General features: G+C 65.1%; 22 protein-coding genes. 14 read left to right on the forward strand and 8 right to left on the reverse strand.

The genetic code is table 11. The features are described from left to right. The first annotated feature begins 140 nt into the window (after positions 1-140). Positions 141-776: a helix-turn-helix domain-containing protein gene (locus tag CJ014_RS05170; RefSeq protein ID WP_100079473.1), complete on the forward strand. Its 636-nt coding sequence runs from the start codon at positions 141-143 to the stop codon at positions 774-776. 16 nt (positions 777-792) lie between these two features. Here the strand turns inward: CJ014_RS05170 and CJ014_RS05175 are convergent, their stop codons facing one another. Genes CJ014_RS05175 through CJ014_RS05185 form a run of 3 tightly spaced genes read right to left on the reverse strand, consistent with a single transcriptional unit; the run spans position 793 to position 3,373 of the window. Continuing rightward, positions 793-1,446: a GntR family transcriptional regulator gene (locus CJ014_RS05175; protein ID WP_100079474.1), complete on the reverse strand. Its 654-nt coding sequence runs from the start codon at positions 1,444-1,446 to the stop codon at positions 793-795. An 11-nt stretch (positions 1,447-1,457) separates the two neighbouring features. Beyond that, positions 1,458-2,456: a 4-hydroxyproline epimerase gene (locus CJ014_RS05180; RefSeq protein ID WP_100079475.1), complete on the reverse strand. Its 999-nt coding sequence runs from the start codon at positions 2,454-2,456 to the stop codon at positions 1,458-1,460. Between the two features lie 5 nt (positions 2,457-2,461). Then, positions 2,462-3,373 (reverse strand): dihydrodipicolinate synthase family protein, encoded by a 912-nt coding sequence (locus CJ014_RS05185; RefSeq protein WP_100079476.1) that lies wholly within the window; start codon positions 3,371-3,373, stop codon positions 2,462-2,464. 67 nt (positions 3,374-3,440) lie between these two features. Between CJ014_RS05185 and CJ014_RS05190 the strand changes: the two genes are divergently transcribed. Beyond that, a complete protein-coding gene (locus tag CJ014_RS05190) occupies positions 3,441-4,682 on the forward strand; it encodes an NAD(P)/FAD-dependent oxidoreductase (protein WP_207765673.1) in 1,242 nt (413 codons plus the stop codon). A 26-nt stretch (positions 4,683-4,708) separates the two neighbouring features. Then, on the forward strand, positions 4,709-6,226 hold the full coding sequence (locus tag CJ014_RS05195) for an aldehyde dehydrogenase (NADP(+)) (protein WP_100079477.1): 1,518 nt from the start codon (positions 4,709-4,711) through the stop codon (positions 6,224-6,226). A gap of 303 nt (positions 6,227-6,529) precedes the next feature. On the opposite strand, the gene CJ014_RS05200 is transcribed toward CJ014_RS05195, so the two are convergent. Continuing rightward, entirely contained in the window at positions 6,530-7,471 is a 942-nt protein-coding gene (locus CJ014_RS05200; protein ID WP_165790751.1) for a LacI family DNA-binding transcriptional regulator, read from the reverse strand. A 231-nt stretch (positions 7,472-7,702) separates the two neighbouring features. Here CJ014_RS05200 and CJ014_RS05205 point away from each other — a divergent pair, with 231 nt between their 5' ends. Genes CJ014_RS05205 through CJ014_RS05225 form a run of 5 tightly spaced genes read left to right on the forward strand, consistent with a single transcriptional unit; the run spans position 7,703 to position 13,760 of the window. Continuing rightward, positions 7,703-8,815, forward strand: coding sequence for a BMP family ABC transporter substrate-binding protein (locus CJ014_RS05205; protein WP_100079479.1), 1,113 nt, complete (start codon positions 7,703-7,705; stop codon positions 8,813-8,815). Next, complete coding sequence (locus tag CJ014_RS05210; RefSeq protein WP_100079480.1) at positions 8,812-10,371, forward strand: ABC transporter ATP-binding protein; 1,560 nt, start codon at positions 8,812-8,814, stop codon at positions 10,369-10,371. The genes CJ014_RS05205 and CJ014_RS05210 overlap by 4 nt, the downstream gene beginning before the upstream one ends. Next, positions 10,368-11,435: an ABC transporter permease gene (locus CJ014_RS05215; RefSeq protein WP_100079481.1), complete on the forward strand. Its 1,068-nt coding sequence runs from the start codon at positions 10,368-10,370 to the stop codon at positions 11,433-11,435. Before CJ014_RS05210 ends, CJ014_RS05215 begins: the two co-directional genes overlap by 4 nt. Next, on the forward strand, positions 11,432-12,346 hold the full coding sequence (locus CJ014_RS05220; RefSeq protein WP_100079482.1) for an ABC transporter permease: 915 nt from the start codon (positions 11,432-11,434) through the stop codon (positions 12,344-12,346). Before CJ014_RS05215 ends, CJ014_RS05220 begins: the two co-directional genes overlap by 4 nt. Positions 12,347-12,368: 22 nt before the next feature. Beyond that, a complete protein-coding gene (locus tag CJ014_RS05225; protein WP_100079483.1) occupies positions 12,369-13,760 on the forward strand; it encodes an ADP-ribosylglycohydrolase family protein in 1,392 nt (463 codons plus the stop codon). Between the two features lie 543 nt (positions 13,761-14,303). Here CJ014_RS05225 and CJ014_RS05235 read toward each other — a convergent pair. Both CJ014_RS05235 and CJ014_RS05240 read right to left on the reverse strand, forming a co-directional pair. Further along, the gene (locus CJ014_RS05235) at positions 14,304-15,617 is read right to left on the reverse strand and encodes a PHB depolymerase family esterase (RefSeq protein WP_100079484.1); all 1,314 of its coding nucleotides are present in this window, start codon (positions 15,615-15,617) and stop codon (positions 14,304-14,306) included. Between the two features lie 195 nt (positions 15,618-15,812). Continuing rightward, entirely contained in the window at positions 15,813-17,183 is a 1,371-nt protein-coding gene (locus tag CJ014_RS05240) for a hypothetical protein (RefSeq protein WP_100079485.1), read from the reverse strand. A 403-nt stretch (positions 17,184-17,586) separates the two neighbouring features. On the opposite strand from CJ014_RS05240, the gene CJ014_RS05245 reads away from it, so the two are divergent. Beyond that, on the forward strand, positions 17,587-18,222 hold the full coding sequence (locus CJ014_RS05245) for a TetR/AcrR family transcriptional regulator (protein ID WP_100079486.1): 636 nt from the start codon (positions 17,587-17,589) through the stop codon (positions 18,220-18,222). 236 nt (positions 18,223-18,458) lie between these two features. Here the strand turns inward: CJ014_RS05245 and hutX are convergent, their stop codons facing one another. Both hutX and hmuQ read right to left on the reverse strand, forming a co-directional pair. Beyond that, positions 18,459-18,980, reverse strand: a complete 522-nt coding sequence (hutX, locus tag CJ014_RS05250) for a heme utilization cystosolic carrier protein HutX (protein ID WP_100079487.1) — start codon at positions 18,978-18,980, stop codon at positions 18,459-18,461. Continuing rightward, a complete protein-coding gene (gene hmuQ / locus CJ014_RS05255; RefSeq protein WP_100079488.1) occupies positions 18,977-19,318 on the reverse strand; it encodes a heme-degrading protein HmuQ in 342 nt (113 codons plus the stop codon). The genes hutX and hmuQ overlap by 4 nt, the downstream gene beginning before the upstream one ends. Positions 19,319-20,063: 745 nt before the next feature. Between hmuQ and CJ014_RS05260 the strand changes: the two genes are divergently transcribed. The 5 genes from CJ014_RS05260 to CJ014_RS05285 all read left to right on the forward strand — a co-directional run bounded on the left by CJ014_RS05260 (position 20,064) and on the right by CJ014_RS05285 (position 25,246). Beyond that, positions 20,064-20,942, forward strand: coding sequence for a heme/hemin ABC transporter substrate-binding protein (locus tag CJ014_RS05260; protein WP_100079489.1), 879 nt, complete (start codon positions 20,064-20,066; stop codon positions 20,940-20,942). Then, entirely contained in the window at positions 20,939-22,018 is a 1,080-nt protein-coding gene (locus CJ014_RS05265; RefSeq protein ID WP_100079490.1) for a FecCD family ABC transporter permease, read from the forward strand. The genes CJ014_RS05260 and CJ014_RS05265 overlap by 4 nt, the downstream gene beginning before the upstream one ends. Further along, a complete protein-coding gene (locus tag CJ014_RS05270; protein WP_342588521.1) occupies positions 22,000-22,815 on the forward strand; it encodes a heme ABC transporter ATP-binding protein in 816 nt (271 codons plus the stop codon). Before CJ014_RS05265 ends, CJ014_RS05270 begins: the two co-directional genes overlap by 19 nt. Before the next feature lie 322 nt (positions 22,816-23,137). After that, positions 23,138-24,025: a YghX family hydrolase gene (yghX, locus tag CJ014_RS05275; protein ID WP_100079492.1), complete on the forward strand. Its 888-nt coding sequence runs from the start codon at positions 23,138-23,140 to the stop codon at positions 24,023-24,025. A gap of 972 nt (positions 24,026-24,997) precedes the next feature. After that, complete coding sequence (locus CJ014_RS05285) at positions 24,998-25,246, forward strand: alpha/beta hydrolase family protein (protein ID WP_100079494.1); 249 nt, start codon at positions 24,998-25,000, stop codon at positions 25,244-25,246. Positions 25,247-25,496: the final 250 nt, after the last annotated feature.

The following is a 25,496-nucleotide window of genomic DNA, read 5'->3' on the forward strand; positions in this document are numbered from 1 at the left end:
TTGGGAGACACGATAAATTCGCTCAATATTTCAAGGAAAATTCTCTCCTTTAGATTGACTCCTTATCAAGGGGTGCTACCTATGGGCGCGTTCGGTCTCGGATTTCCGACCTCCGGCAACCACCTTTCCTAAAGGAAAAAATGACGCCACATTCCAAATCAAACCGCCGGCCCTCCATCGATGACGGTGCTCCGGGCCGTTCGGGAGACTCCATCGCCGAAATCCTCCGGCGCCGGCGCAAGGACGCCGAATTGACGCTTCAGGAGTTGGCCGAACGCTGCAACCTCGCCTCGTCGACGCTTTCCAAGATCGAAAACGGCCAGATGTCCCCGACCTACGAGACGATCATCCGGGTGGCGGACGGGCTCGACATCGACGTCACGGAGCTGTTTTCGGGCAAGCCGTCGCATCCGGTCGGTGGTCGCCGGACCGTCACCCGCGCTGGGCAGGGCGTCGTTCGGTCGACGGCGCAATACACATACGAGATGCTGGCGGCCGACCTCACCGGCAAGCAGTTCATTCCGCTTCTCACCACGATCGACGCGCGGTCGCTGACGAGCTTCCCGGACCTCGTCCGCCACGTCGGCGAGGAATTCTTCTACGTGCTGAGCGGAAGCGTCACGCTGCATACCGAACATTATGCTCCGACGACTTTCCAGGTGGGGGATAGCTGCTATTTCGACAGCACCATGGGGCATGCGCTTGTCTCCACCGGCGACGAGGCGGCCAGGATCCTCTGGATCTGCTCGCGGGTAATCGCGCCGCTCGAGGCCTGAAGCGCCGGAACGCCATTTACGCGCCTCCATCGAATTCGGAGCGAAGATCGTCCCAGGTGGCGGCGATATGGGCCTGGCTGACGCGCCGCACGGCTTCGGCGTCGCCGGCCTTCCAGGCGTCGAAGATCGCCGCGTGCTCGCTTTCGGCGCGTTCGGATCGGCCGATCGGCGCCAGATGGCGGACGACGTAGCGTTCCGAAATAACGTGAACGCGTTCGAGCGTCTGCTTGGAAATCGGCGCGGCGATCGGCCGCACCAGCGCCATATGGAAGGCGCGGTTGAGGGGGCCGACGTTGGAGGCATGATCGGAAATCGCCGCGTTGAGCGCCTCGAGGGCCTTGCGGGCCAAGGCGACGTCACCGTCGCCGGCGTGCAGGGCGCCGCGCGCGGTGGCATCCGGCTCGATCCGTAGCCGCAGGTCGAACACGTCCTGCGCCTCGTCGGCGGTCAGCGGGCGGATGAAGAAGCCGCGATTGATCTGCGAGGTGATCAGGCCGGTCTGTTCCAACTTGGCGAACGCTTCGCGCAGCGGGATCTTGCTGACCCCGAACTCGGCCGCCAGTTCGTCCTGCCGGAGCGGCGCGTCGCCGGGAAATTCCCCGGCGATGATCCTTTCCTGCAGGATCACGGCGATCTGCTCGGCAAGGCTTACTTTTTGGAGGATGGTCATGTCGTTGCTCGCTACACCACCTGAAAGCCGTTCCAGAACTGGTCGGCCCGGTCGATCCAGATCGTATTGAAGCCGGTGGCGATCGCCGAGCCCCGGATCGACGGCACGATCGCCGGGCGGCCACCGACGGTCGTCGCCCGTTCGACGCCGCCGACGAAGCGGCTGCCGATGTAGCTCTCGTGCACGAAGGTGTCGCCCACCGCCAGGCGGCCCTTCGAGGCGAGATGGGCGAGGCGCGCCGAGGTGCCGGTGCCGCACGGCGACCGGTCGATTGCCTTGTCGCCGTAGAAGACGGCGTTGCGGCCGTCGGCGCCGTCTCCCTTCGCCGCATCGGCCCAGAGGACGTGGCTGACGCCGCGGATGGTCGGATCGTCGGGATGGACGGGCTCGAACTTGTCGCGGACCAGCTTCCTTACCAGGCCCGACAGGGCGACGATGCGCGCCGCTCCCAGATCGTCGAGGCCCTTGTAGGCGCCCTGCGGCTCGATGATGGCGTAGAAGTTGCCGCCGTAGGAGACGTCGAGCGTGAGCGGTCCGAAGTCCGGCACCTCGATCTCGATGCCGGTCGCCGCGACGAAGGCGGGAACGTTGGTGATGCGCACGAAGCTCACCCGGTCGGCCTCGACGCCGTAGTCGATGTCGATGACGCCGGCCGGAACCTCGACGCGCAGCCGGCCCGGCGTCCGCGGTGTGATCAGGCCGTTCTCGAGGCCGAAGGTGATCATGCCGATGGTGCCGTGGCCGCACATGGGCAGGCAGCCGGAGGTCTCGACGAACAGGATGCCGCAATCGGCATCCGGCAGGATGGGCGGATAGAGGAAGCCGCCGGACATCATGTCGTGGCCGCGCGGCTCGAAGCAGAGACCGGTGCGTATCCAGTCGAAGCGGGCGAGGAAATCCTGGCGCCGCTCCGACATGCTGGCGCCCTTGAGCAAGGGCGCGCCGCCGGCGACGAGGCGGACCGGATTGCCGGCCGTGTGTCCGTCGATGCAGAAGAAGGTGTGACGCATGGCGATCACTCCGCGGCGGCGGCAAGGCTCGGGCGGGTGGCCGCGGCCTTTTCCACCATGGCGATGATCTCGGCGCGGCGGGCGCCGGAAAGGACCATGCGCGGCATGCGCACGCGTTCCGATCCGCGGCCCATGATCTGCTCGGCCAGCTTGATGGTCTGAACCAGATCGTGTTCGGCGTCGAGATGCAGCAGGGGCATGAACCAGCGGTAGATGGCACGCGCGGTCGTCCAGTCGTCCCTGGCCGCGGCGGCGACGAGCCGCACCGATTCCTGCGGGAAGGCCGACGTGAGACCTGAGACCCAGCCCTTGGCGCCCAGCATCAACCCTTCCAGGGCTACGTCGTCGAGGCCGGCGAATACGTCGTAGCGGTCGCCGAAGGCGTTGATGAGGTCGGTGAAGCGGCGCGAGTCCGGCGCGCTCTCCTTGACGGCGACGACGTTGGGCAAGTCGGCGAGCGCCTCCAGCACCTCGCGGCCGATGCTGACGCGATAGGCGGGCGGGTTGTTGTAGAGCAGGATCGGCAGGCTGGTCGCTTCGGCCACCATGCGGAAGTGGACGATCAGTTCCTCGGTCTTGGGCACGTAGACCATGGCCGGCAGCACCATGAGGCCGTCGGCGCCCGCGCGCTCGGCGTCGCGGGCATAGGCGACGGCGCGGCGGGTATCGAGCTCCGAGACGCCGGTGATGACGGGCACCCGGCCGGCGTTCACCTCGACGGCCGCCTTCAGCACGGCGCGCTTCTCGTCGGCTTCGAGCGAATTGTTCTCGCCGCAGGTGCCGAGCACGATCAGACCGTCGACACCATCGCGAATGAGAGCGTCATAGCCGCGCTGGGTGGCGTCGATGTCGACCGAAAGGTCGGGCGCGAACTGGGTGGTCGCCGCCGGAAATACGCCCCTCCATGAAACAGCCATTGTCCAGCCCCTCTTTTCGCTGCAAAAGATATCGTATACGATATTCGATAAGTCAGAGGATGGTCAAGTGGACTCGGAGAAGACTGTCGTCATCGGCGCGGGAGCCGTTGGGCTCTCGATCGCGCTCGGACTTCAGCGGAGCGGCATTGCGACGTTGCTCGTCGACTCGGAAGAGTCGCGCCCGTCCGCCTCATGGGGCAATGCCGGCCACATCGCCATCGAGCAGATCGCGCCGCTCGCCTCGCCGTCGGCGCTGGCGTCGGTGCCGCGCCGGCTGACGCTCGCGGGCGGTGCGCTGGCGCTGCCGCCGTCGGGTATCGGCGCCTGGCTGCCGTTCGGCCTGCGCATGGTGGCGGCCTCGCGTCCGTCGGTCTTCGCGGCGGGGAAGGCGGCTCTCGGCGCCTTGATGGCGGAGGCGCTGCCGGCCTGGCGTGAGCTGGTGCAGGCAATCGGTCGGCCCGAACTGCTCGTGGAATCCGGCCACATCGTCGTCTGGACTGCGCCTGCCGCCGCGCGGGCCGGCATCGCCGCCTGGCGAGCGACGGATATCGGAACGGCCCGGTTCCACGACGCGACGGCGGACGAGCTTGCCCGGCTCGGTCCGCTGCTGCGGCGGCCGCCCGCCGCCGGCATCGTGTTCGAGAACACCGCGCAGGTGCTCGACACCGGCGCGGTGCTGCGGGCGCTTTCCGAGGCGTTCGTCGCTGCGGGCGGCGAGCGGCGCAAGGCATCGGTGCGGCGGATCGCCGTCCGGAACGGCCGGGCGGAAGCGCATGACGATACGGGACCGATCGCCGCGGCGCGGATCGTCGTCGCCGGCGGCGTCCGTTCCGGCGAGCTTCTCGCGCCGCTCGGGCTCAAGGTGCCGATCATCGCCGAACGGGGCTATCATATCCAGAGCACGGACCACGACTGGCCGGACGGCTTGCCGCCGCTGGTGTTCGAGGAGCGATCGACGATCGTCACGCGCTTTTTCGGCGGGCTCCGCGCCGCCAGCTTCGTCGAGCTGACGCGCCACGACGCGCCGCCGGACGAGCGGCGCTGGCGCACGCTCGAGCGCCACGTCGGCGAACTCGGCCTGCCGATGCGCGGGCCGTTCGCGCGCTGGCACGGCTCGCGACCGACGTTGCCCGACTATCTGCCGGCGATCGGCAAGGCGCCACAGACCGGCAACCTCTACTACGCCTTCGGCCACCAGCATCTCGGGTTGACGCTGGCGCCGGTGACGGCCCGGCACGTGGTCGCCATGCTGAGGAACGGCGAGCCCGCGCCGGCCATCGGCGCATTCTCATTGGCTCGCTTCCAGTGAACCAGAAGCCGCAAGGACAAGGATCGATGCAAGGAACCATGCTGATCGACGGCAAGCCGCGCTTCGGTGCCGGCGCGCGCTTCCACGGGCTCGACGCGGTGACCGGCGAGGCGCTGTCTCCCGCCTACGGCAGCGCTCTGCCGCGGGATGTCGACGATGCCGCCGAGGCGGCCGCCGCCGCGTTCCGGATTTACCGCGCCGTGCCGCGCGCCGACCGGGCCGCCTTCCTCGACCGCATCGCCGCGGCCATCGAAGAGCTCGGCGACAGCTTGGTCGAACGGGCGATGCTGGAGACCGGCCTGCCGCGGGGGCGCATCGAGGGCGAGCGGGCGCGGACCGTCGGCCAGTTGCGCCTGTTCGGCGACGTCCTGCGGGCCGGCGACTATCTCGACCGCCGCCGCGTCGACGCGCTGCCCGACCGCACGCCGTTGCCGCGACCCGATCTCCGGATGATGAACGTGCCGCTCGGCCCGGTCGCTGTGTTCGGCGCCTCCAACTTTCCGCTGGCCTTCTCGGTCGCCGGCGGCGACACGGCCTCGGCGCTGGCCGCCGGCTGCCCGGTGGTGGTCAAGGCCCACCCGGCGCATCCCGGAACATCGGAGATGGTGGCTGAAGCGGTGGCGACGGCCGTCGGCCGGTCCGGACTTCCGGCGGGCGTCTTCGGCCTTCTCCATGACGCGGGCATCGAGGCCGGCAGTCGCCTCGTCGCCGACCCGCGCATCAAGGCGGTCGGCTTCACCGGATCGGCGCGAGCCGGCAAGGCGCTCGTCGCCATTGCCCGAAGCCGGCCGGAACCCATTCCCGTCTACGCGGAAATGAGTGCGATCAATCCGGTCCTGCTCTTTCCCGCCGCTCTCGACGAGCGGGCCGAGGCCATTGCCGACGGCTTCGTGCCGGCCCTCACCGGTAGTTGCGGCCAGATGTGCACGGCGCCGGGCCTGCTGATCGCGGCGGAAGGGCCGGCGCTCGATCGCTTCCTCGCCACAGCCGGGGCGAAGATCGCGGCGACGCCCGCTGCGACCATGCTGACGCCGGCTATCGCCGCCAACCACGCCGCCGGCGCCGCCAGGCTGGCGGCGACACCGGGGGTCGAGACGATCGCACTCGGCGCCGAGGCCGGACCGCGCGAGGGGCAGGCGGGCCTTTTGGGCGTCGATGCGCCGGTCTTTCTCTCCAATGCCTTGCTGGCCGAAGAGGTATTCGGCCCCACCGCGCTTTTGGTCCGCTGCTCGGATGTCGACGAAATGGCGGAAGCCCTGGCGGCAATCGGCGGGCAACTGACGCTGTCACTGCATGTCGCCGACGACGATATTCCGGCGGTTCGGGCGATGTGGCCGCTGATCGAGGACAAGGCCGGCCGCGTCATCAACGGCGCCTTCGGGACCGGGGTCGAGGTCTGCGAGGCGATGGTGCATGGCGGCCCCTGGCCGGCGACCGCCGATCCGCGCACCACATCGGTGGGAACGCGCGCGATAGATCGCTTTGTCAGGCCGGTGTGCTATCAGAATCTACCTAAAGCCCTCCTGCCGGCCGATCTAGGATAGACACTGCCCCACGCAACCATCTCAACTTGCGATGCTAAGTTGCATTTATCTTCGCGACGCAGCGGGCGCCGCCGAACGCCGACGAGCGACGCGGTGATGGTGAGTGACGATGGCATTCGGCTCTCTATGGTAGGCGCAATTTCGGACGCAAAACCGGTTCCCACTTTTGCTGAAATTGCTCTAGGCTCGGGCTTCCTCGCCGCCGTCATGCTTGCTTCGATCCGCCTGTGGCTGGTCGTGTCGCCGGGGATTTGCAGCAAGGTCGGCGGCTGGTTGCCGATGGCTCGGTCGGGGCGAAGCGGATTACGTCGAACCGCGCTCGATAAGGGAGACCGGCAGAATGATGTTGGTGATCTCGGCATCCGGCGCATCGAGGCGGCGGACCAATAGGTCGACGGCGTCGCGGCCGAGCCGGCCCAGCGGTTGCCTCACGGTCGTCAGGTTGAGGAGGGGCCAGCTCGACCATTGCATGTCGTCGAAGCCCATCACCGACACATCTTCCGGCACGCGGACGCGTGCCTGCCGCAAGGCGCTGAGGGCGAGCATGGCGATGAGGTCGTTGACACAGACGACCAGCGACACGTCACCGCGACGGAGAGCGTCGACGGCTTCCTGTGGCAGGCTCGGAACGAGCGGTACCTCGACGTTCCAGGCGATGTCGAGGCGCCCGCGCGCCGCTTCGACGAAGCCCTCGCGGCGTTCGCGGCTGCTGTAGAGGCCCTGCAGGCCAGAGAGCAAACCGACGCGCCGGTGGCCGAGGCCGACGGCGTATTCGGCCAGCAGACGGCCTCCCTCCCGATGATCGGCATAGACGGCGTCCATCCCGTCCATCGGCTGGTCGACGACAACCAGCGGCAAGGTCGGGCGATCCGAAGCGGGGCGCGGCGAACCGAGCACGGCAATGGCGCCGTCGACACCATGGTCGGCCAAGACGCGGATCGCCTCGGCCTCGCGCGCCGCGGTCTGCAGGCCGGAATCGATGACGAAGGTGGCAAAGCCATGTTCCTCGGCGCGCTGCTGCACCGCCTGGGCGATCTCCGGGAAGACCGGACTGAGCAGGGACGGCATGATGCAGCCGATGACGTTGTTGCGGCCGGTTTTCAGCGCCCGTGCCGCCCGGTTGCGGCTGTAGCCGAGTTCATGCGCCACCCGCCGTACGTGAGCGTCGACCTCGGGCGATACCTTGTTGAGATTGTTGAGAACGTAGGACACCGTCGCCTGCGACACGCCCGCCGCCTTCGCCACGTCCTTGATCGTTGGAATTCTGCCGCCAGACTTTTCAGCCGCCATCATTTTACCCGGTAACGGTCCGATTTGGTTTAAACGTGTAAATCGACCCTTGACAAGGCCGGCGATATTCAGAACTCTCCGTTTACACGTTTAAACAGGATGCTTCACCGGCGACCCGGCCACGGCACGACGGCTCGTCGGCGCAAGGGGAATATGCGTGTCGTCCAAAAAAGAAAAGGGGAAGTCATGATCCGTTTCAAGGCGAGGCGATCCGCCTTGCGTGCCGGCCTGGTTCTCGCCACGGCCGGCCTTCTGAGCGTTGCCGCTGTCGCCGAAGCCGCGGCAGCGGACAAGATCCTGCTGATCATCAATGGTGCCCTCGGCGACAAGTCGTTTTTCGACTCCGCCAATCACGGCATCGAGCTGATCAAGGCCAAGTATGCCGACAAGGTCGAGACGCGCGTCCTCGAGATCGGCGACGACGCCACCAAGTGGGAGCCGGCGCTGCTCGACGCCTCCGAGCAGGACTGGAACCTGATCATCCTCGGAACCTATTCGATCTCCGAGACGCTGGCCGAAGTGGCCAGGCAATATCCGGACAAGAAGTACATCCTGTTCGACGCTTCGGTGCCCTACGCTGACGGCGGCTACGACAACGTCTATTCGATCTCCTACAAACAGAACGAGGGTTCATATCTCGGTGGCGTCTACAATGCCGAGCTGTTGAAGTCGGGCAAGCTCGAGGGCGACATCGGCACCTCGCTCGGCTTCCTCGGCGGCATGGACATCCCGGTGATCAACGATTTCCTGGTCGGCTACATCGCCGGTGCCAAGTTCGTCTCGCCCGACATCAAGATCGCCGTGTCCTACGTCGGTTCGTTCTCCGACGCCGCCAAGGGCAAGGAGCTCGGTCTCGCCCAGTATCGCGCCGGTGTCGGCATTGGCTTTACCGCCGCCTCGCAGGCCGGCCTCGGCCAGTTGTCGGCGGCCAAGGAAACCGGCAAATACGTGCTCGGCGTCGATTCCGACCAGGAAGCCATTTTTGCCGAAAGCGATCCGGCCATCGCCTCGCAGGTGGTGAGCTCGGTGCTGAAGAACGTCGACGTCAGCCTGTTGCAGGCTTACGACAAGTACGTGGCCGGCGAACTGAAGTTCGGTTCGGAGGAAAGCCTCGGCCTTGCCGAGGGGGCCGTCGGTCTGGTCGAAAGTGGCAACTACCAGCAGCTGGCGACGCCGGAACTGCTTGCCGCCATCAAGACCGCCAAGGAAAAGATTGCCAGCGGCGAGATCAAGGTGCCCAGCGCCTTCGGCATGTCCAGCGACGACCTCAACGCGCTGCGCAACTCCGTGAAGCCATGACCGACGGGCGCGACGACGGGGAGCGAGCCGCCGGGCCAGCGCCCGCCGTCGCGTTCGATCGCATTTCCAAGACCTACGCCAATGGAACCGTCGCGCTCCGCGACGTGTCCTTTTCGGTTCCCGCGCGGACCATTCATGCCATCTGCGGCGAGAATGGCGCCGGCAAGTCGACGCTGATGAAGATCCTGTTCGGCCTCGAGGAGCCGACGGGCGGCCGGATTTGGCTCGATGGTCGGCCGGTGTCGACCGCGACGCGCGATTTTGCCGGCCGGCATGGCATCGGCATGGTGCATCAGCACTTCTCGCTGATCCCGACGCTGTCGGTGACCGAGAACATCATTCTCGGCCACGAGCCCGGCAAAGGGGGGCTGATCGACCGCGCCGCCGCCCGGGCCAGGGTCGAGATGCTGTCTCGCAGGTACGGTCTTGCCGTTGATCCGGATGCCGTCACCGGCCGGTTGCCGGTTGCCGCCCAGCAGAAGGTGGAGATCCTGAAGGCGCTGTCGCGCGATACCCGGATTCTGATCCTCGACGAGCCGACGGCCGTTCTGTCGCCGCCGGAAATCAACGAGCTGTTCAGCCGGCTGCGCGATCTCAGCCAACACGGCATCACCATCCTGTTCATCTCGCACAAGCTCAACGAGGTGCGCAGTCTCGCCGAGACCGTGACGGTGCTGCGGGCCGGCCAACTGGCCGGCGCCGCCCGTCTCGCCGACGTGCCCGACAACATGATCATGCAGATGGTGATGGGACGACCGGTAGAGATCACCCGCCGTCAGCCGCGCCAAGTGACCGGCGAGCCGCTGCTCGCCATGTCCGATGCTAGCCTTGCCTCACGCGATCCGGCCGATCGCCTGCAAAGCATCGACCTCGTCATTCACCCCGGCGAGATCGTTGGCGTCGCCGGGGTCGATGGCAGCGGCCAGCGCGGGCTGGTATCGCTGGTCACCGGAACCGCTCGCCCGGTATCGGGCTCGATTCGCTTCGACGGCGAAGACATGGCCGGCGCCTCGACCGCGCGCTGGCGTGCCCGGGGCATGGCGCATCTGCCGTCCGATCGTTTCACGCAAGGCGGGGTGCCGGCGCTGACGCTGACCGACAACGCCATCGCCGGCACCGACGGCGACAAGCGCTTCCAGCGCGGTCCCTTTCTTCGTCGTGGCGCCATCTCCAGGGCGGTCGCGGCCATGGTCGAAGACTATTCGGTTCGAGCCTTGTCGATCGGCGAAAGGCTCGACTCGCTGTCCGGCGGCAACGTGCAGAAGCTGATCGCGGCGCGCGAGCTGGCAACCGAGCCGCGTTTCCTGATCGCCGACCAGCCGACCCGCGGCATCGACGTTGCCGCCGCCGCCTTCATCCACAAGCGCATCGTCGATGCCGCCGAACGCGGCGCCGCGGTGCTGCTTGTCACCGCCGATCTCGACGAACTCTTGCGTTTGTCCGATCGCGTCGTGGTGATGTTCGCCGGTCGGATCACCGCCGTGCTCGCCAACGAAGCGCAACTGACGCCGGAGCGGCTCGGTCCCTTTATGCTCGGCCTGGAGGGCATGCCATGAACCGGGCCCTTCTGGCTGGCCTCGTGCGCCTGGCGATCACGCTGGCGGTCATTGCGGCGGTGATCCTGGCGGTGTTGATCCCCTTCGCGCTGCCGCACGACCAGCCCGGCGCCGTGGTGGCCGCCTTCCTGCTCGGGCCGCTGTCGAGCGTCAGGCATCTTGGCAATGTCGCCGAATATGCAACGCCGATCGCCTTCACCGGCCTCGCCGCCACCGTGGTGTTCCGCTCCGGTCTGTTCAACCTCGGCATCGAGAGCGGCGTCTTCCTGGGCGGGCTCGCCGCCACCGCGGCGGCGCTGCTGCTGCCGTCCTTCGGGCCGTTCACGCCGCTTGTCGCCATCATCGTCGGCGCCGTCGTCGGCAGCATCTCCTGCGTCATCCCCGGTGAGCTCCGCTTGCGCTGGGACGCGCCGGAAATGGTGACGTCGCTGGTGCTCAACTTCGCCATTCTCTACGCCGGCGTGTTCTTCCTCAACTATTACCTGCGCGATCCGGCCGCCGGCTCGTTGATGTCCTACCGTATCCCCGCCGACGCCAGGCTTGATCGCCTTCTGTCGGGAACGCGGCTCAACTCCGGTGCCATCGTTGCGCTGGCCGCCTGCCTGACCGTCGGCATCTGGCTCTATTTCACGCGCTCCGGCCTCAATCTGCGCATCGTCGGCCAGGGACCGGCATTCGCCGCCCATCTCGGCCTGCCGTCGCGGCGAATCATCATGCAGGCGCAACTCGTCGGAGGGCTGATCGCCGGCATGGCCGGCGCCATCCAGGTGCTGGGTCTCTATCCGCGCTTTTCGTGGACGCAACTGCCGGGCCTTGGCTGGACGGGCATCATCATCGCCATCCTCGCCCGGGAAAATCCCTTCTACGTCGTGCCGGCTGCCCTGTTTCTCGGCTACCTGCAGGTCGGCGGCGACTTCCTGGCCCGCGACATCGGCATACCCAGCGAAGTGGTCGGCCTTGTCACGGCCGCCATCATGCTGGCGGTTACGGCCAGCGCCATTTTCCAGCACCCGGCCGTGCTCCGGCTGATCCGCCGGATACGGCGGGTGGAGGCCGCGCAATGACCGGCCTCGCCATCATCACCGACCCCGCGACCTTCGCAACGGTGCTGCGCGTCATGACGCCGCTGTTGATCGCCGCGCTCGGCATCCTGATCTCCGATCGTGCCGGGGTGTTCAACCTCGGCATGGAGGGCATGATGCTGACCGGCGCGCTCGCCGGGGTTCTGGTCAGTGCCTGGACCGGCAGCGCCTGGCTGGGATTATCGGCCGCGATCGTCGCCGGCGGCCTGATCGGCGCGCTGATGGCGTTTGCCGTCAACGGCCTTGGCGCCAACCTGATCATCGCCGGCATCGCGGTCAACCTTGCGGCCTCCTCGGGCACGACGCTGGGCTTGTTTTTCGCGACCGGCGACAAGGGCATGTCCGGGGCGCTCAGGAGCGGCGTCATGCCCTCCCTCGACCTGCCGTTCGTCCGGGATATCCCGGGCATCGGGCCGCTCGTCTCGGGTCACAACGTGCTCACCTACGGAGCGCTGCTGGCCGTGCCGCTGATCAGCCTGATGATGGCGAGAACGGCGTTCGGTCTGCGCATTCGCGCCGTCGGCGTCGACCCGAAGGCGGCTGCCACGGTCGGCATTTCGGTGAAGCTCATCCAGCTTCAGGCGCTTGTCCTGTCGGGCATGCTCGGCGGCATGGCCGGCGCCTATCTCTCCATGGGCTACGTCTCCTGGTTTGCCCAGGACATGACGGCCGGGCGCGGCTTCATTGCCATCGCCATCGAGGTGATGGGCATGGGAACCGCCTGGGGCACGCTCGCCGCCACCATCGTCATTGCCATCGCCGAGACGCTGGCCATCACCATGCAGACCTTCGGTCTGCCCAACGAACTGATGCAGATGATCCCCTACGTGGTGCCGATCGTCATCCTGACCATCTGGACCGCCCGCGGCCGCGCCAGGCCTGCGGGCAGATAACTCGTCAAAAATGGAAAGAACCATGAAAGCCTGGGAAGTGACGCGCGATCTCCTGCGACAGACGATGCCGGTGGTCCGCAGCAAGGAGGAACAGACCTGGGATGCCAGCGCCGCCATGGTCGGGCAGGATGTCCTGCTTGCCCTGTTCTGGAAGAGCAACGTGCCGGGTTCGGCCGCCCCGGAAAACCTGATGGCAGCGGCGTTGCAGTCGCTGGAGAACAAGGGTTTCGTGCTGGCGCCTTATTCCGAGCTTCTCGCCCAAGGCCTCACGGCACTCGCCGCCGGCGATTTCGAGCGTCTCTACGTCATCGACATGCGCCTGCGCGCGCTGATGCGGGCGGCGCGGCCCGATCCCGACCATCCGTCGCAGAAGACGGTGCGACATGCCTCCTGGCCGGAATTCGAGCGGACGGTCGCCTGGCCGGCCGACGTCGTGCCGGCCTACGGCGACGCCGAACTTCGGGACCGCCTCGCCGCCGGCTGGCTCGGCCAACTGGTGGGGGCCGCCGCCGGCACCGCCCTGGAAGGCTATTCGGCCGAAAATCTCTTGAAGGTGTTCGGTCCGATCCGCTCCTACGTGCGCGAGCCCAATACCTACAACGACGACATCACCTTCGAGATCGCCTTCCTGGAAGCCTACGGCGCCGAAGGGCCCGGCATTACCGGCGCCGATATTTGCGAGCGTTGGACCAGCCTCATCCCGACGGCCTGGTCGGCGGAGGCGATCGCGTTGTCCAGCATGCGTAGAGGTCTGTTGCCGCCGGAGACCGCCACCACCGACAATCCGTTCGACGAATGGATCGGCGCCCAGATGCGCGGGGTCATCTGTGGCATGGTCGTTCCCGGCCGGGCGCATGAAGCGGCACGCCTCGCCTGGATCGACGCCGAGGTGTCGCATGCCGGCAACGGTATCCTTGGCGAGGTATTCAATGCGGTGCTCGCCGCCCGGGCCTTCGTCGAACCGGATGTCCGCTCGCTGCTCACCTCGACCATCGCGCTGTTCCGCACCGATACCGAATATGGCGCGGTGCTCGATTTCGCCCTGAAGGCCTGCGAGACGGCGCCCGACTGGCGCAGCGCCTGGGCCGTCTGCGACGCCCGTTACGTCGAATACAACTGGATTCACGCCTATCCCAACGCCGCCGCCGAGGTGATCGCCCTTTATTTCGGCCGGGGAGACTTCGACCTGACGCTGGAGATCGTCTGCGGCATCGGCCACGACGTCGATTGCAATGCCGCGCAGATCCTCTGCGTGCTGGCGATCGCCAAGGGAAGGGCGGTGATCGCCGACCGCTGGTCGGCGCCGCTTCTAGCCGACGACATCGTCACCTACATGCGGCGCCCGGCCAAGATCTCCTTCGACGCGCTGGTCGATCAGACAGCCGATGCCGCCCTCAAGTGGCGGAAGAGTTGATCCCTGACCGGGATCAAGACGCGGGACAGGAAGCCGTCCGTCCCGCGAACAAGGACGATCGCCGCGACATCTTCCGGATCGGCACCGATCTTTGGAGGCAGCGCAAAATCGTCCGCAAGAGAGCGCAAGCTCCCAATGCGGCCATCGGCCGCGCCTACCGCTGGTCCAAATACGGCCCGCCCGGCGCCATCCGGGCGGGCCGGCAGCGCAGAACTCGAGGATATCGGTTGGCCGATCCGGACGCGTGCCGTCACGGTACGCGGCACCCACACGATGTTTCCGGCCGCAAAGAGGGGCTGTCGATCAACGTGCCGGTGGCCGCCGGTGGTCTGGTCGTCCGCCCGGAGATTTCGTCATTGCCGACAGGGGCAAGACGGTGGAAGATCTTCTGGCCGAATTCGGGCGTATCCGACGGTTGCCCGAACGACGCTGCCGCCGGCAAGGACGCGATGGCGGCATCGTTGGTTCCACAGTGGGGCAATCCACCACGAGCCCCGGACATGGCGGTCTCCTCCTCCGAGGGCAGCCGCTCGTACGAACGTATCACTTGTGCTGTTGCAGCAGCCAGTCGCGCACGCCGGGAATGGCGTAGGCGATCGGCCAGGTCCAGACGTGGCCGGATCCGCCGTTGACCTCCACCCCTTCTGGGATCACCGTGCCCTGACGGAAGGCGGCGAAATAGACGTTGCTGTCCGGCCCGTCCCTCAGCATCGCCGCCACCGCGTCTTCGAACCCGGCGGCGTCCGAACGGCCGTCCCAGATCGCCCGCGTCATCTTGGCGCCGTTCTTCTCCAGCGTGTCGACCACGGCGCTCATGCCCGGCCAGGCCTTGCCGTCGTCCTGCGACACGATGATCCAGAACTTGTTCCCGGCCATTGGCGGCACCTGCGCCACGTCCCACTGGCCGGCCACCAGGAAGGTGGCGGCGAAGAAGTCCGGATATTTGACGTTGAGGGCGATGGAGGTCATGCACCCGCCCGACTGCCCGGTGGTGTAGAGGCGGCTCCGGTCGATGCCGTAGCGGGCCGTCAGGTCGCGGATCAGCCGGATGGTCACGTCGGCATAGTCGCTCGTCTGGGAGGCGTCGTTGGCGATGGCGACGGGATATTGCGGCGCCAGCACGAAGGCCGGGTGCTTCGCCTGGTCTTCCGGACTGGCGAAGGAAATCGCGCCCAGCCCCTGCTCGAGCGTGCGCAGCGGGTTGGTGCCGGTGACGCCGGCGTCGTGCATGAAGAGAACCAGCGGATAGGATTTCGTCGCGTCGTACCCTTCTGGAATATAGAGGTTATAGGCGAGCGGCAGATCGGTGTCGGGATCATTGAACCGGAACTGCTGGAAATCGTCGACGATCAGGTTCGACTGCCGCGTGTTGATGATCGCCGTGGTCGTCGGCGCGTAGGTCTCGCCCGACACCGCCGCGACCGGGGCGACCTGCGACACCACCACCGTCGCCGGCTGTTCCACCTCGGGCGAAAACACCACCGCGCCGTCATCGTTGGGATCGAGTTCCAGAACGACGAAATGCCCGTCGCGGCCATGGTCGGCCTTGGCCGCGTGATCGTTGGCATAGGCCTTGGCAATGGTCCTGCCGGCGACGCTGAATTGGGCCGCGCTCGCCGCCCCGCTCCTGATCGGCGCGTCATATTCGACGATCGCCGCCGTGCAGCGCTGGCTGCGGCCGAAGACCTCGGTTACCGCCGTCACCGCCTTGATGTGCTCGCCGCGGAAAACCGAGGAGTTGATCGCCATGGCGCCGCCCGGCGGCGGCGTTGCGGCGGCCGCCTTGCCCGAGGCAAGGATCAGGGAGCCCAGCGCGGCGGCGGGGGCGAGCGTCAGCAGGTCTCGACGTGACGGCATGGCGTGTTTCCTTGAGAGCGATTTCAGCGAAAGAATATCCGGCCGAAATGCCAGCCTGTTGGGTGGCTACTCGTCGACGATATTGTCCTCGGCGCCGGATTGTACTCATCTCGAATAGCGGCGTGTCGTATGAGAGATCATCGGCAATATAGCCGACCAAGCCCGGCCGCCAAGCCGGGGCCGCCGGTGCGTGCCCTATTTCCTGAGGTCGGCCGCGATGTCCGAGAGCATCCCGCCGATGCGGTCGGCGAGCGCTTCGGCGCTGCCCTTGGCGTAGAAGGAGTTCATCGCCTCATAGGTGAGGCGGTCATAGGCGTCGGACGCCGCCATATACTTGGCTGCGCCGTCGACCAGCCCCATGACGACGGTCTTCTCGACCGGCGAATTGGCCTTGATGGCCATGCCCGTCGAGGCTGAAAGCTCCACCTGCACGCCGACCAGGGCGATATCGCCGATGCGCAGCAGGGCGATCGGCGCCTCCACCGGATCGGCCGGCGGATAATCGTAGCTCGTCGTGACGTGGATATCCTTGATGTTCGCCGGGATCTTCTGGCCCGCCATGTGACCGCTGTCCCTGACGACGGCGATCTTCGGCGCGCTCTGGTCCGCCTCGATGGTCTCGGCGACGCGAACGGCCTCGGCGCCGAGGCGGTCGCCCTGCGCCTTCACCAGCAGCAGGCCGGCCTCGTGGGCGTCCTCGCGCACCACCTCGCCGGCCCGGGTCAGCTTGTACTGGTTGGAAACGTAGGCCGGCGACTGATCGCCCTCCGCTCCCACCGAGAACAAGGAGACGGCGCCGCCCCCATACTGGCCTTCCACATAGTCGGAGACGGCGCCGGCAAGGTCCGGCGTGACGACGCGGCCACCGTCGGCGCCGACCGACTCGTTCATCACCGACGGCTGGACGGCGTAGTTGACGATGAAGGCGATCGGCTTGTGCGACATGTCGTCGAAGCGGACCACGGCGACCTGCTTGTCGGAGGCGCCGTGCTCGTCGGCGCCGAACCACCACCCTTTGGGCGTCAGGATCTCGCGATTGACGTTGATGTTGCTGGTGCCTGTCCCGAAGCCGACCGACGCCGGCTGCATCGCCTTCATGGCCGCGTCGGCGGCATTCTTGACCGAAGCGAATACGGCATCGACGAGCAGCTTGTTCTTGGCCTTGGCCTCATCGGAGGGCAGATGCGTCGCGTCCTGCATGTGCGGCGCCGAGAAGGTGTGGCTGGACATGATCAGGACGTTGTCGGCGGCGACGCCGGTCTCCCGACTGACCAGCGCCTTGAGTTCGCTCACCAGCGGGACGCTGACCGATGTCATGTCGACGACGACCATGACAGCCTTGTCGTCGTCGTTCTGAAGCATCAGGACGCGCGTTTGCAGCGGCTGAGCCTCGACCGAGAAATTCTCGTTGGGATAAAACGCGGAGGGTATCGCGATCCGTTCCTTGGCCGCCCCCGCCTTGAGCTCGCCGGCAAAGCTGTTCGCCGCCAGCGACGCAATCGGCAGGACGACCAGCGACACCGTAAGCAGATGGGCAGCGAAACCTTTCTTGCAACCGTGAACCATTCGTACTCCTCCACTCGTGCTGCTTCTCCTCAGAGACAGCAAGACCAACGCAGATTTCGTATCGAAACCCACGTTTCCTCCAGATACAGGGGGACTAAATCCGCGCAATCAAAATTCCGCAGACAACCTCACGTCATTTTCTGTAATACCGAGCGTTTGACCGAAGGATCGACCCCAATGATCCTCTCGAAAGCTGTCGATGAACGCTCGAAGTTTATTGGTCCTTATCGGTACCAATAACATGAACTCGAATGCCGTCAAGCCGAAACCAACTTGAACCGGCAGGACGAGTCGGAGCGGAGATCGCATGTCCTCGACGGGCGGCTTTGGGCGCGCCAGGCTTGCGGCACTGCCATTCAGGGGGTAGCGATGCTCTCGGTCATTCGCGGAACCGGAGCACCGAATGGACGGCGATAAGAAGGACGTTGTTAGGAAGCGCGGGCGTCCCAAGCTGGTCGACGATGCCGCGCGCCGGCAATCCATCCTCCGCGCCGCGCATGAAGCCTTCGTCGAACTCGGTTTTTCGCGAACGACCACGGCGCTGGTCGCCGCCAGGGCAAGGGTGTCGAAGCGCGACATCTATTCGTTGTTCGCGACCAAAACCGAACTCTTCGCAGCGGTTGTCACCGAGCACCGTCACCTGATTCTCGATCTGCCACGACCGGAGGGCGAGGATCTGCCGCCGCTTGAAACACTGGTCCGGATCTTCCGGCTCGATATCGACGAGGCGGCCGAATTCGAGCGCGAAGCCATTCTGAGCCTTATCGTGCGGGAGTCCGTGCAGTATCCGGAGCTGTCGGACTACCTCTATGAAAACGAGATCATTCGCTCCCGCGAGGAACTGATCGATTGGCTCAAGGCGGAGACGCTCAAGGGCCGGATGGTGATCGACGATGCCATGGTTTGCGCCGGCATGCTGATGGATATCGTCTTCGGCGCCCTGCTGCCGCGACGCCGGCTGCGCCACCGTGTCGACCGCAGGCAAAGGATCGAGCATATCAGGAAGCGGCTGGAGATTTTCCTGCGTGGCATCCGCTAGGAAGAAAGCTGATCGAGGCGCTGTGCGCCCCCATTGGGTGAGCGAGCCTCGTCCACCTCTACCGCACGGCCTTGCCCATGAGGGCGCCAGCTATTGCTCGGCGTTTGCGTTCGGATAAGCGCAGAACACGCGGCGCCCGCCTCGCTTGAGATCCATCCGAGTAATGGATTGCGTATATTGCCATCCGCGGCAGCGATTTGGCCCGAGAGACGGGCAAAGGTTCGACGATCGAGCCTCTAGTAATTCATCGCTTCAAATCGTGCCAACTGCTCGGCGTTCAACGCCTTATCGGCGCCACGCCGGATGAAAACCTTAAACATGGCCTCGCCCTTGTCGTTGAGGAACCACACCGAGCAGGAGCGGCGGCCATGGAAGGGACGGTCGACCAACGCGATGGCGCGACAATTTTCCTTGCGGATATGTCCGCCGATCGGGCTATCGCCATGGATGTTGAACCAGCCGTGCGCTTCCGATCCCCGAGGCAGCGTGCCGGCCGCCTCGAGCACGATGTCGCGGGTATGCACGATGAGCAGCACCTCGCCCCAACTGGCAAGCTCCTGCCATACGGCATCGAAAAGTGTCCCGTCGAGCAGGCGGCAGCCGGGCTCGGGCAGCGCTTCCAGTATATCGAGGGACGCCAGTCCGGCCTGCTCGGCAATGGCCTCGACAATGCCATCCGGTTGCTCGGCGAGTGCGGCCAGCGCACGCTCCCGCCGAGCGGCTCGATCGTCCGAGCCGGTCCCCAGAACGTCGGTCATGCTGCGACGGACCGGCGCTCACCGTGGCCGTCCTCGTGCACAATCACGGTGAAGCCCTCGAAATGCGGCCCGGAGAGGTACTGGACCTTGGATTCACCGACCCGGGCATGGACCGAGCGGAACTGCTCGGATTGCGTCCAGGCCAGGAAATCATCGTAGCTCTCCCACACCGTATGCGAGGCGTAGAGGGTGTGGTCGTCGGCCGATGGGCCGCGCAGGAGATGAAATTCGAGATAGCCCTTCATCTCCGATAGACGGCGCTTGCCGCCCATCCACTGGGCTTCGAAGGCCTGTTCGTATCCGGAGGCAACGCGGAACCGGTTCATGGCGATGTACATGGGTTGTCCTTTGCGCGAGGAGACATTAATCGCCGAGACGGCGGGCAGAGTAAACATGACGGAGGTATCGGAGGAAGCATCCTCGTCGAGCTATATTCCTCACTGAAGAACTTCCTGACGTTGAGGTTGAACGTCAAGTCCTCCGTTGGCCGATAGCAGACGAACAGGTCGATCACACCAAACCTTAAAAATTGGCGGGCCGGAGGAGATGTAGTCCCTGGCGGCCACCGCTCGCCATCGCGCTCCGACGATGGGCTTTTCGCTAGGCCACGAATGTTAATGGACATGCCGCCCCCGTCGCTGTCGGCGGTCAGGCTTGGCGTGTCCTGAAAGACATCGGCCACAGTCAACGCGCTCGCTAGTTCAGTCACCTCGGGATCGATAACCGAGCCACCATCGATGGTTTTGCTCGGCGTCATATTCGTCTTGTCGCATGGTTTCTTGCGCGTATGCATCTTGGTTTTTGTAAGTAGAGATTCATAAGAATCCTCAAATTGTTAGTCTTTATTCGCAAGTATAGAAACAATGAAGACGGATCTGAAAAGACGAGAAACAATGTAGAGTGTGGAACGCATCTGTGTTTTTATCACCTGTAGTTCAGATTCTTTCTAAACAACTTCCGCAAATCTGTTTGCCTTCTATTTGCAAATGAGTATTATTGTCAAGTTTGCAGTTGCGCCTCGGATTGGCTGTTTGATGCCCAACCCGTTGTCCGGCAGCCTTCCAAGCCTAAGAGTATATAATTATGAGAAAAATAATCAAGTTTGCCACCTTGGCCATCGCCGCTTTTTGGGCGATGGGGATCTTGGGCAGCGTTGCGGGGCAATCGCTTCCCAAAGCCAATCGCATTGTCGTAGCTGGCGGCACGATTACCGAGATCCTATTCGCGCTCGGGCAAGGCGATCGGGTGGCTGCTGTCGACACCACGAGCGCCTTTCCGCCCGAGGCGCGCGCCAAGCCGCAGATCGGCTATATGCGCGCGCTGTCGGCCGAAGGCATTCTGTCGCAGAAGCCCGACCTCATTCTGGTCGAGCAAGGCGCCGGGCCGACGGACGCCTTGGCGATCATAGAAGCGAGTTCCATTCCGGTGGTGACTATCGACGCACCGCCGGAGGCGGATGCGATACCAGCCAAGATCGAAAGCGTGGGGCGGGCGGTCGGTGTCGAAGCGGCCGCCGCGGATCTGGCTGCCAAGGTTCGACAGGACATCGGCGCCCTCAAGGCCGAGATCGCGGCGGTCAGGGAAAAGCCCAAACGGGTGCTGTTCGCCCTGTCGCTCGCCAATGGTCGCATCACCGCCGGTGGCGCCGGCACGGCGGCCGATGCGATCATCCGCCTGGCGGGTGGCGTCAACGCTGCGGCGGCGGTCAACGGCTACAAGCCGCTCTCCGACGAGGATGTGCTGGCGGCATCGCCCGACGTGCTCCTGGTGATGAACAACGGTGGTCACGCCATAGCCGAAGACGCGGCTTTTGCGTTGCCGGCGCTCAAGGGCACGCCGGCCGCCGCTGCCGGTGCCTATGTCACCATGGATGGGCTTTACCTCCTGGGCTTCGGCCCGCGAACCGCCGCTGCCGGCCGCGACCTGGCCCGGGCTCTCTATCCCGACGAGATCAAGCCGTGAGCACCGCGCTGTTCGCCACCGTCCGCGGCCCGGTGCTCCGTCACGTCGGCGCACCGACCGTCGTCTTCGTCCTGCTCGGCACCGGGCTCGTCCTGGCCACCGTGCTGTCGCTGGCCACCGGGGCGACGGACGTCGGATTCGCTGATCTCTGGCGGTTTCTGACCGGCAGGACCGAGCAGATGGGCGCCCAGACACGCTTGGTAATCGAGGCAATCCGCCTGCCGCGAACGGCACTGGCACTGCTGGTCGGCGCCGGTCTCGGCCTTGCCGGCGCGCTCATGCAGGGGCTGTTTCGCAACCCCCTGGCCGATCCGGCCGTCGTCGGCGTGACGTCGGGAGCCGCCACGGCGGCCGTCGCCGCCATCGTGCTCGGCGACGGCGTGCTGGCGCCGCTCGCCGCGCTGCTCGGACAGGAGTATCTGCCGACGTTAGCCTTCGCCGGGGGGCTTCTCAACACGGCGCTGCTGTATTTCTTTGCCACGCGTGGCCAGCGGACCTCGACCGCCACTCTGGTGCTGGCCGGCATCGCCGTCGGCGCCTTCGCGGCGGCGCTGACGGGCATTTTGATCTTCCTCGCCGACGATAACCAGCTGCGCGACATTACCTTCTGGAGTCTCGGCTCGCTCGGCGGGGCGACGGCGGCGCGCGTCCTGTCGGTGGCGCCATTCGTGCTGGCGGCCATCATCGCCTGTCCGTTCCTCGCCCGCGGCCTGGACGCCATGGCGCTGGGCGACGCCGTCGCCTTCCACATGGGCGTCGACGTGCAGCGCGTCAAGAAAGTCGTCATCCTGTCGGTGGCGGCGGCGGCCGGCGCCACCGTGGCGGTAACCGGCTCGATCGGCTTCGTCGGCATCGTGGTTCCACACGTGCTGCGGCTGGCCGGTGGCGCCTCGCACCGATTCCTGCTGCCGGCCTCGGCCCTCGGCGGCGCGCTGCTGCTGGTGACCGCGGACATGTTCGCCCGCACGGTTGTCGCGCCGGCCGAGCTGCCGCTCGGCATCATCACCGCCCTGATCGGAGCCCCCGTGTTCTTGTCCATGCTGCTGCGCCGGCGGCCTTGGGAGATTGCGCCATGATCCGCGCCGACCACCTCTCCTACGCTATCGGCGGCCGCTCGCTGGTCAGCGACATCGACCTCGGTTGCACCGCGGGCAGCGTCACGGTGGTGATCGGCCCCAACGGGGCGGGAAAATCCACCTTGCTGCGCCTTGTCGCCGGCGAGCTTCGGCCGAGCGGCGGCACCGTGCGCTACGGGGACACGGCCATTGCCGGCCTTTCCGCCGCCGAGCTCGCCACCCGACGCGCCGTGGTGCCACAGGCGGTGCATCTCGCCTTTTCCTTCACCCTTTCCGAGGTCACGCGCATGGGCTGCGGCCACCGCCGCAACGGCGAGATAGCCGCGCGTGACGCGCTAGCCCGTGTCGGCCTCGACGACCTGGCCGACCGGCAGTTCCACACGCTGTCCGGCGGCGAGCAGCAGCGCGCCCACGTGGCACGCGCCCTGGTGCAGCTATGGCAGGCGGGCCGTCCGCCCACCGAGCAGGCATTGCTGCTCGACGAGCCGACCGCCTCGCTCGACCTTCGCCATCAGATCCGCACGCTGGAGCTGGCGCGTGCCTTCGCCGCCGAGGGGGGTACGGTGCTGGCCGTGCTGCACGACCTCAATCTCGCGGCGGAATTCGCCGACCATGTGGTCCTCATGCTTGGTGGATGCATTGTGCAGCAGGGCCCACCTGCGGCGGTGATCGCCGACGAGACGGTTAGCGGCGTCTACGAAGTTGTCGGGACGATCAACCGGCTGCCGGCACGCGGCGTGCCTTACTTCCTGCCGCAATCGCGATCCGATGCTCGCAATCCGACCGGCTCTGCTTGAAACGGAATTGAACGCATGGATTTGGACGCCCCCTGCCTGCCGACCGTCCGACTTACCGATCTGGTGCCACCGGGCACCCCATCGAACATCGTCGGTCGCCTATCTCCATGTCCCCTTCTGCCGGAGCCGCTGCCTGTTCTGCGGCTTCTGGCGCAATCCCTGGCACAAGGACGTCTCCAAGCCGGTTACCGATCTGCCGATCCGCGAAATCGAGCTCCGGTCCCGTCAGCTGACCCGGCAGGGTTACCCAATCGTAATTATCCAAAATCCAATGGCCAAGTTACCATGAGGCGGGAATTGCAGAAAACGGAAGGTGACTCATATGACCCGTCTCACCGCGAAGGATTTTCCCCAGGAACTGCTCGAACTCTACGATTACTACGCACACGGCAAAATCACGAAACGGGAGTTTCTTGACCGGGCGGGCAGGTTCGCAGTCGGCGGCTTGACGGCGACGGCAATCCTCACCTTGATGAGTCCGAACTATGCGCTGGCGCAGCAGGTGGAATTCACCGATCCAGATATTGTGCCCGAATACATCACCTATCCCTCGCCGAAAGGGCATGGCGACGTGCGTGGTTATCTGGTTCGCCCGGCAAAGGCTCCGGGCAAGGTTCCGGGCATCGTCGTCGTGCACGAAAATCGAGGCCTCAATCCCTATATCGAGGACGTGGCGCGCCGCGTAGCCAAGGCTGGATTCATAGCCCTTGCACCCGACGGGCTGACCTCCCTGGGCGGATATCCCGGCAATGATGACAAGGGACGCGAACTACAGCAACAGGTCGATCCCGAGAAACTGATGAATGACTTTTTTGCGGCCGTCGAGTTCCTCATCTCCCATGAGGCGACGACCGGGAAGGTCGGCATCACCGGTTTCTGCTATGGCGGCGGCGTTTCCAACGCTGCGGCGGTCGCTTATCCGGAGCTTGGCGCGGCAGTACCCTTCTATGGCCGACAGCCACGTGCGGAGGACGTGCCGCGCATACAGGTGCCTTTGCTGCTGCACTATGCCGAACTGGATGACGGGGTTAATGCCGGCTGGCCGGCCTACGAGACGGCATTGAAGGAAAACGGCAAGATCTACGAGGCCTATATCTATCCCGGCACCAACCATGGTTTCCATAACGATTCGACGCCACGCTACGACGAGGCTGCCGCAAAGCTCGCCTGGGATCGGACCATCGACTGGTTCACGCGTTATCTTGCCTGAGTGCGGTGGTCGATAGGGCTCGGGGCATCGCCGCCTTGCAAGTCGCGCAAGCCAAGTATGCTTTCCGGCGCGGGATAGCGGCGTCCGGAACCATGCGCGCGGCCCAGACGAGAAGCGCCTGGCGGCATGCCATCTCGTCTGCCGCCAACTGCGAGCTTCCATCGGTGCCCATTCGGCCCCGAGCGGGGAAACTGAAATTGCTGAAGCACCTTAAGCGTTTCCGTGTTTCATGGAAACGCAGAAACGCTCTATCTTTTTGAATTGACTCATTTTCTTCACGCGAACCTGTATCCACTTCGCTCGAAAATGCTCTGGCAGTCACCCAAGGATCGGATGACTGGCTGCTTGATGCCGGGCAGTCGAGCAGAAATGGTTCAACGTGAGCGAAGTGTTTGATGCCAGATTTTGATGGCGCATCGTTGCCTCAGCAATGAAAGGATGCGCCATAGGATAGGTTCGCCGTGGCGGCACCACCACGACAGAGATAATCCGGCCTATGATCAGCGGCTCAGCCCGATTTAGTTCGATTTCGGCATAATTATGAAGTAATCCGAATTTACGCGCCTTCTGATACTACAGTCTATTACAATTTATCGCCATACGTCGACCTTGACAGGCCTGGCATATGCTATAATTTGAACCACGAATAAATTAATCGAGAACTTTCGGCGTCCGCGGTTGCGGACGCAGCCCTGTCGTTGGAGGCGATCAGGGCTAGGGTGGCTGTTACCCTATTTTGGCCAGGACGCGCTGATCCGGAGCCGCAATATCGGGTCCGGAAGTTCGGGCGAGCCGCCGCGCCCCTGGATGTCCGACGTCGGAGCGCTTCGTGCCGCGAGGTTCCGGCGCCCGAAAGCCCCTCGAAGACACCCATTCATCAGCGGAGGGAAATACCATGCTTACCAGACGCAGAAAGCTACGGGCTGTGTCGATGATCGCCCTGAGCGCGATCATCGGCGTGCCGGCGGCCCCATGGCCAACCCCGAAACCTGGCTGACGCCCGACTGCCCGCCGGTGCTGTTCCAGCACGCGCCTGCCGATCCGATCGTCCCCGTGCAGATGTCGGTGCATTTCGCCGCCCGTATCAACGAGGTGGCCGGTCCCGGCCGGGCGCGACTGCACTTCGTCGAGGGCGCCGGCCATGCCGGACCGGAGTTTGACCGGCCGGAGGTGGTCGGCCGGACGATCGGTTTCCTGAAAGAGGTGCTGCGCGTCATTTGAAGGCTCGGCAAGGCGGGGCTGCGAGTCAGGTCAGATCACGGAAATTTGATTGGAACCTGTAAAGTCTGCCAAGACCAGCGCCGGAAGCAACTAAGAATTGTTCAGGTGCGATAAAATCGCAGGAAAACATGAAAATAATAATCCGGTTTTAGAATTTGCTCCCGATTGCCGCAGTCTGGCTTAGATGTATTCTAAATATCTGACGTTGCAATGAAATTTTGAGAGTGCTTACTAACCTGCGCAAGGCTGC

The organism is Pleomorphomonas carboxyditropha, assembly GCF_002770725.1.
In the GTDB taxonomy this organism is placed as follows: Bacteria; Pseudomonadota; Alphaproteobacteria; order Rhizobiales; family Pleomorphomonadaceae; genus Pleomorphomonas; species Pleomorphomonas carboxyditropha.

What these genes read in the sequence shown, in the direction of transcription:
- CJ014_RS05170 (WP_100079473.1), top strand. Translation starts at nt 141, where the DNA reads ATGACGCCACATTCCAAATCAAACCGCCGGCCCTCCATCGATGACGGT.
- CJ014_RS05175 (WP_100079474.1), bottom strand. Translation starts at nt 1,446, where the DNA reads ATGACCATCCTCCAAAAAGTAAGCCTTGCCGAGCAGATCGCCGTGATC.
- CJ014_RS05180 (WP_100079475.1), bottom strand. Translation starts at nt 2,456, where the DNA reads ATGCGTCACACCTTCTTCTGCATCGACGGACACACGGCCGGCAATCCG.
- CJ014_RS05185 (WP_100079476.1), bottom strand. Translation starts at nt 3,373, where the DNA reads ATGGCTGTTTCATGGAGGGGCGTATTTCCGGCGGCGACCACCCAGTTC.
- CJ014_RS05195 (WP_100079477.1), top strand. Translation starts at nt 4,709, where the DNA reads ATGCAAGGAACCATGCTGATCGACGGCAAGCCGCGCTTCGGTGCCGGC.
- CJ014_RS05205 (WP_100079479.1), top strand. Translation starts at nt 7,703, where the DNA reads ATGATCCGTTTCAAGGCGAGGCGATCCGCCTTGCGTGCCGGCCTGGTT.
- CJ014_RS05210 (WP_100079480.1), top strand. Translation starts at nt 8,812, where the DNA reads ATGACCGACGGGCGCGACGACGGGGAGCGAGCCGCCGGGCCAGCGCCC.
- CJ014_RS05215 (WP_100079481.1), top strand. Translation starts at nt 10,368, where the DNA reads ATGAACCGGGCCCTTCTGGCTGGCCTCGTGCGCCTGGCGATCACGCTG.
- CJ014_RS05220 (WP_100079482.1), top strand. Translation starts at nt 11,432, where the DNA reads ATGACCGGCCTCGCCATCATCACCGACCCCGCGACCTTCGCAACGGTG.
- CJ014_RS05225 (WP_100079483.1), top strand. Translation starts at nt 12,369, where the DNA reads ATGAAAGCCTGGGAAGTGACGCGCGATCTCCTGCGACAGACGATGCCG.
- CJ014_RS05235 (WP_100079484.1), bottom strand. Translation starts at nt 15,617, where the DNA reads ATGCCGTCACGTCGAGACCTGCTGACGCTCGCCCCCGCCGCCGCGCTG.
- CJ014_RS05240 (WP_100079485.1), bottom strand. Translation starts at nt 17,183, where the DNA reads ATGGTTCACGGTTGCAAGAAAGGTTTCGCTGCCCATCTGCTTACGGTG.
- CJ014_RS05245 (WP_100079486.1), top strand. Translation starts at nt 17,587, where the DNA reads ATGGACGGCGATAAGAAGGACGTTGTTAGGAAGCGCGGGCGTCCCAAG.
- hutX (WP_100079487.1), bottom strand. Translation starts at nt 18,980, where the DNA reads ATGACCGACGTTCTGGGGACCGGCTCGGACGATCGAGCCGCTCGGCGG.
- hmuQ (WP_100079488.1), bottom strand. Translation starts at nt 19,318, where the DNA reads ATGTACATCGCCATGAACCGGTTCCGCGTTGCCTCCGGATACGAACAG.
- CJ014_RS05260 (WP_100079489.1), top strand. Translation starts at nt 20,064, where the DNA reads ATGAGAAAAATAATCAAGTTTGCCACCTTGGCCATCGCCGCTTTTTGG.
- yghX (WP_100079492.1), top strand. Translation starts at nt 23,138, where the DNA reads ATGACCCGTCTCACCGCGAAGGATTTTCCCCAGGAACTGCTCGAACTC.
- CJ014_RS05285 (WP_100079494.1), top strand. Translation starts at nt 24,998, where the DNA reads ATGGCCAACCCCGAAACCTGGCTGACGCCCGACTGCCCGCCGGTGCTG.